Origin of the sequence: Terriglobus sp. YAF25 (genome assembly GCF_052113305.1) — a bacterium.
Classification (GTDB): Bacteria; Acidobacteriota; Terriglobia; order Terriglobales; family Acidobacteriaceae; genus Terriglobus.
On the sequence record NZ_JBFRCY010000288.1, the window covers coordinates 1 to 5,337 of the forward strand.

General features: G+C 57.6%; 5 protein-coding genes. 1 reads left to right on the forward strand and 4 read right to left on the reverse strand.

The window, feature by feature from the left end:
• The 4 genes from AB4043_RS13350 to AB4043_RS13365 all read right to left on the reverse strand — a co-directional run.
• Positions 1-780, reverse strand: a 780-nt coding sequence (locus AB4043_RS13350) for a GNAT family N-acetyltransferase (RefSeq protein WP_442307258.1), incomplete at its 3' end; no start/stop codon positions are given.
• Between the two features lie 300 nt (positions 781-1,080).
• Positions 1,081-2,331, reverse strand: a complete 1,251-nt coding sequence (gene rho / locus AB4043_RS13355) for a transcription termination factor Rho (protein ID WP_442299123.1) — start codon at positions 2,329-2,331, stop codon at positions 1,081-1,083.
• Positions 2,332-2,490: 159 nt separating this feature from the next.
• A complete protein-coding gene (locus AB4043_RS13360; RefSeq protein WP_442299122.1) occupies positions 2,491-2,709 on the reverse strand; it encodes a DNA-directed RNA polymerase subunit omega in 219 nt (72 codons plus the stop codon).
• A gap of 501 nt (positions 2,710-3,210) precedes the next feature.
• Positions 3,211-4,788, reverse strand: a complete 1,578-nt coding sequence (locus tag AB4043_RS13365) for a YifB family Mg chelatase-like AAA ATPase (protein ID WP_442299121.1) — start codon at positions 4,786-4,788, stop codon at positions 3,211-3,213.
• A 106-nt stretch (positions 4,789-4,894) separates the two neighbouring features.
• Between AB4043_RS13365 and AB4043_RS13370 the strand changes: the two genes are divergently transcribed.
• Positions 4,895-5,337: HEAT repeat domain-containing protein (locus AB4043_RS13370; RefSeq protein WP_442307259.1), on the forward strand; the 443-nt coding region annotated here is incomplete at its 3' end.

Consider the following 5,337-nt stretch of genomic DNA (forward strand, 5'->3'; position numbering starts at 1 on the left):
ACCCAGGTCCGTGTAAAGAATGCAGCGGTAGCCCGCGTTGGTGAGAAGCGCGGAGACGGCGTGCACACAAGCTCCGGCGTAGCCACATCCTCGATGTTCCTTTGGCGTGTACACCGCCGAGATACGAACGACGCCTGCAATCGGCTTACTACTGACAGCCATCGAGACTGTGCCTCCGATATCCCACAGCCAGAGCCGCTCTTCGGCAAGCGCAGCATCGATAAAACTCTCAGCGTCCACGGAGTGCATATGCGTCTCGGTATAGAACTTCTGCAGCCAGCTCACTGCCAGATTCCGGTCGCTGTAATCACCCTTTCGGAGCTGCCCACCCACCGGAGCAATTTCATTGAGCCCGGCCAGCTGATAGATGCGGAACGCCTGCATGGGCACCGCTCCTGACCGGCGCCGCTCCGTCCATCTGCCAGCGAAGCTCGCGGCTGTTGCCACTTCGCCGTTCACTCCCGGCAGCATGATTCCCCGATCCGTGATGGCGTCGACAAGAGCAGCGGCTACTTCCGCTTCCATCGGCACCAGGAGAGCCGGAAACGTCAAAGGAGACTGAAGCGCCAGGCCAACAATCTGAGAATCGCGAAACGCTACCCAGTAGCGGCCCGGCTCAGGCAGAGCCAACCTGGTATCCACAATGGTCAGGACCAGATTATGAAGCACCGCACGCGACAAGAGAAACTCTTCGGCAACCGCCAGAAATGACTGCGGATCTTCATAAAAACGAACCCTGATATCCATACCATCCAGCTTATCGTCCGCCGTGTGAATCACTCCTCGCAACCACGCACGCGTTGACGACGCGTGGGCCACGCGTGGGTGACGCGGATAAAGATTCCCTTGTGCATCTTCCAGTAGAAAGGAAGGGACGGAATGGAAGAGAACCACGCGTCAAGCACGCTTGAACTCCGCCAGACTGACGCGTGCCGAACGCGTGGGGTTCTTGCAGAGCCGAAAAGCATCCTCAAACAGCAATGAAAAGGCGCAGCCCGAGGGCTGCGCCTTTTTCTCGCTCTCACCACCTGGACCGCACGCACCGCATACGCGGTTCTGCGCCAGAAGAGCGAAACGTGATTACAGTGAGTTCATGTTGTGCAGGAACTCGCTGTTGTTGCGAGTCTTGCTCAGCTTGTCGGTGAGCAGTTCCATTGCTTCCACCGGGCTGAGCGGATTGAGGACCTTGCGCAGGATCCAGATACGCTGCAGATCTTCCTTCGCGATGAGCAGCTCTTCCTTACGCGTACCGGAGCGCTGGATGTCGATCGCCGGGAAGACGCGCTTGTCGACCAGCTTGCGCTCCAGAATGACTTCGGAGTTACCGGTTCCCTTGAACTCTTCGAAGATGACTTCATCCATACGTGACCCGGTGTCGACCAGGGCCGTAGCGATGATCGTCAGGCTGCCGCCCTCTTCGATGTTGCGGGCTGCGCCGAAGAAGCGCTTCGGGCGCTGCAGGGCGTTGGAATCCACACCGCCGGAGAGTACCTTGCCGCTGGGCGGAACGATGGTGTTGTAGGCGCGTGCCAGACGTGTGATGGAGTCCAGCAGGATTACGACGTCGCGCTTGTGCTCTACCAGGCGCTTCGCCTTCTCGATCACCATCTCGGCGACCTGGACGTGACGGGCAGCGGGCTCATCGAAGGTCGAGGAGATGACCTCGCCYTTGACSGAKCGCTGCATGTCAGTCACTTCTTCCGGGCGCTCGTCGATCAGCAGAACGATCAGCACTACTTCAGGATGGTTTGCCGTGATCGAGTTCGCGATCGACTGCAGCAGCATGGTCTTACCGGTACGCGGAGGAGCGACGATCAGGCCACGCTGGCCCTTGCCCATCGGCGTCAGCAGATCCATCACGCGTCCGGAGATGTTATCGCGCACCGTCTCCATCTTCAGGCGTTCCTGCGGATAGAGCGGGGTCAGGTTGTCGAAGAGGATTTTCGAGCGGGTCTCTTCCGGAGACTCGAAGTTGATGGCCTCAATCTTGACCAGAGCGAAGTACTTTTCGCCCTCGTGCGGCGGGCGGACGTTGCCGCTGATGGTATCGCCGGTCTTGAGGTCAAACTTTCTGATCTGTGAAGGAGAGACGTAGATGTCGTCCGGGCCGGGCAGGTAGTTGTAATCGGGAGAACGGAGGAATCCGTAACCATCAGGCAGAATTTCAAGCACGCCTTCGGCGAAGATGTGGCCTTCCTTCTCGCTTTGGGCCTGGAGAATCTTGAAGATAAGATCCTGCTTACGCAGTGCGCTGGTCCCAGGAATTTCAAGGCTGCGCGCAAGCTTGCCCAGCTCCTGGATATTCATTTCTTTGAGTTCTGAAATCGTCATTGTTGCCTTTTGTACGTAAATTGGGGAATGTCTTGCTGCGGGCGGGAATGTCCACTGCGGAACGGCTGACTGCGATTTGCTGAAGGGGATGTTGCAGAAGAGGTACTACGGTGGAACTACGAACCAGATACAAGGAAGCGGCAAATGCCGCGGGGCCGATTAGGCCGCGCGGCGATTCTGCACGCGATCAGAGTGAGCCAGACTGGCGGTGCCATGGACCGGCGACTCTGTGCGAAAACGACCAAGAACTTCGTTCGTGGTGTCCTGAACACGGGTGTTGGGCTTGTGGAGCTTACGCGTGGCCTTAGAAGCGAGCTGGCAAAGCTGGTAACGATTCTTGACGTGCGTAAGTGCTCCAAAAATAAGATCTGAGCGCATACCTATTCCTCTCTATACCGGGGTGCAGTCCTCACCCGGCGCTGCTATCGACCGCAGACTTCGTTAGCTGCAAATCGTGTTTCTGTCTCAATAGACGGTGCACCGGTACTCCAGGATGCACCTATCTTTTGTCCGTTCGGGCGCACGCAAATCTGCGCTCTCTGTCTACATCCACATCTGCCTTTGTGGAGATGGCGCCGTGACAGATCCCAAGAGGAACCTCCAAACGGAACTGACGCCATGATCGGGGTTCTATCGCCCCGTGCTTAGATTTGAATTCGACTGGGTTACGCCTGGCCTGACGGGAAACCCTTTGGCCACCGTAGCGAACCGGGAAACCAGCCCGCCAACCGCGACCTTCCAGAAGGTAACGCCTAATCAGGGGCAAGGTCAATACTTTTTTCGGTATTCGGCGGAATTCGTTCCTTCCAAAAATGGAAGCTTTTTAGATCCATAAAATACAATAACTTACGAAGATGCTGCCCTGAAAACAGGGCAACATCAGGACCAGTACTGCCGGTCGAGTGTGCGATATTGGATCGCCTCGGCGATATGTGGCACACCGATCTGTGTTTCACCTGACAGATCGGCAATTGTCCGCGCAACTTTGAGAATGCGGTCATGCGCACGCGCGCTGAGCCCCTGTTGCTGCATGGCACGTTCCAGAAGACGTTCCGCGTCGGAGGCGAGCTCGCAGTGCAGGCGAATCTGCTGCGTCGACATCTGGGCATTGGCGTAGATCCTGCGGCCACGACGGGCGCCTTCCGGTGTCAAGGCAAAGCGTTCGTGCTGCCGTCGGCGTGCCTCCAGTACCCGGGCCCGGATCTCCTTTGAGCCTTCCGCTGCCGCTCCCGACCGCAGCTCCTTATATTGCACCGCCGGAACCTCGATGTGGATGTCGATACGGTCCAGCAGCGGCCCGGAGACCTTGGAGACATAGCGCTGGATCATGGGGGGCGTACACATACACTCGCGGCTCTTGTCGTTGAAGTAGCCGCAGGGGCATGGATTCATCGCAGCAATCAACATGAACCGTGCCGGAAAGCTCAGGCTCATGGATGCCCGCGAGATAGTCACGGTGCCATCCTCGAGCGGTTGCCGCATTACCTCCAAAACATTCCGCGGAAACTCCGGAAGCTCGTCCAGGAAGAGAACGCCGTTATGCGCCAGGGAGACCTCTCCCGGCCGCGGCACAGCTCCACCGCCAATCAAACCGGCATCACTGACAGTGTGATGAGGAGAACGGAAGGGACGATATGTCACCAGGCCAGTCTCGGCATTCAACACGCCGGCGACAGAATGGATCTTGGTCGTCTCCAGTGCCTCTTCAAACATCAACGGAGCCAGAACCGACGGAAACCGCTTTGCCAGCATCGTCTTACCGCTGCCTGGAGGTCCAATCATCAGCACGTTGTGTCCGCCCGCGGCAGCGACTTCCAGAGCGCGCTTCGCTGTATGCTGACCGCGTACATCGGAGAAGTCCGGCACCGCATCCTGAATCTCATCCAGCAGCGTGCTCTTATCCAGTTGCACCGGTGCGATACTCTCCTGCCCGGTAGCAATGCCGTTGATCAGTTCCCTTACTTCGATCAGGCTCCGCACCGGATACACCATGAGACCATCGACGACTGCAGCCTCGCGCGCATTCACCGTTGGAACCACCAGCCGCTTCACGCCCTTCTGCCGCGCAGCAACAGCTACGGGAAGAATTCCCTGCACCGCACGCACAGTGCCGTCTAACCCAAGCTCTCCGAGAAAGAGAAACTCTGTCAGATCAATCGGCTGCAATGCGCCATAGGCTCCGAGGATGCCGAGCGCGATCGGTAGATCAAACCCGGAACCTTCCTTACGAATATCCGCTGGAGCGAGGTTGATGGTGATGCGCACCGGGGGCATGTCGAAGCCGGAGTTGCGGATAGCGCTACGTACGCGATCACGGCTCTCTTTAACGGCAGCATCTGGCAGGCCGACGGTTGAGAAGGTCTCCGCGTCTCGGACCACTGTGGAAAAGTCAACCTCAACATCGATCAAATGTGCGTCGATACCGTAAACGGCAGCACTACGAGTTTTGAAGAGCATGTAAACCTGTGTTTCTCGAAGGCAGTAAATTCTTCCGACTATAGCATCCAACCAAGCAGTAGAACGCTGCAGGACTCTTCCCACTGCAAGCGCCGGAAAGACAAACATGAAGGTTTACACCTCTCCTTTGCGTCGGTCGCTGCATCTTCTTGCCTGGGTCGGCGGACTGATTGCTTTATTTCTCTGTCTCCACGCGGTTGCACCTGCGGAGATGCGGCACGCTGCAGAAGCAGATCCCGAATCACCGAAGGTCACCCCCTCACAGATCAATTCCGATGCCTGGAACCTCCTGGAGAAGGAGGCCTCCGAGAAGAAGACTGAGACGCTCGTTATCGTTGTCACTGCGCTTGGCGATCTCGGAGGAGAGCCGAAGGCACAGAAGATGCTGCTGGAAGCAATCGACAGCTCCGACCAGGACGTACGTATAGCTGCCATCGCCGCCATGGGGCAGACGAAGAACGCCATGTTCGTTCCGACGCTGCATAAACTGTTGGACGATCCCAAACCGCAGGTCGCCTTCACCTCTGCAAGCACGCTGTGGAGTATGGG

Bases quoted from the DNA above. Each gene is read 5' to 3' on its own strand.
- AB4043_RS13365 (WP_442299121.1), bottom strand. From the start codon at position 4,788: ATGCTCTTCAAAACTCGTAGTGCTGCCGTTTACGGTATCGACGCACAT.
- AB4043_RS13360 (WP_442299122.1), bottom strand. From the start codon at position 2,709: ATGCGCTCAGATCTTATTTTTGGAGCACTTACGCACGTCAAGAATCGT.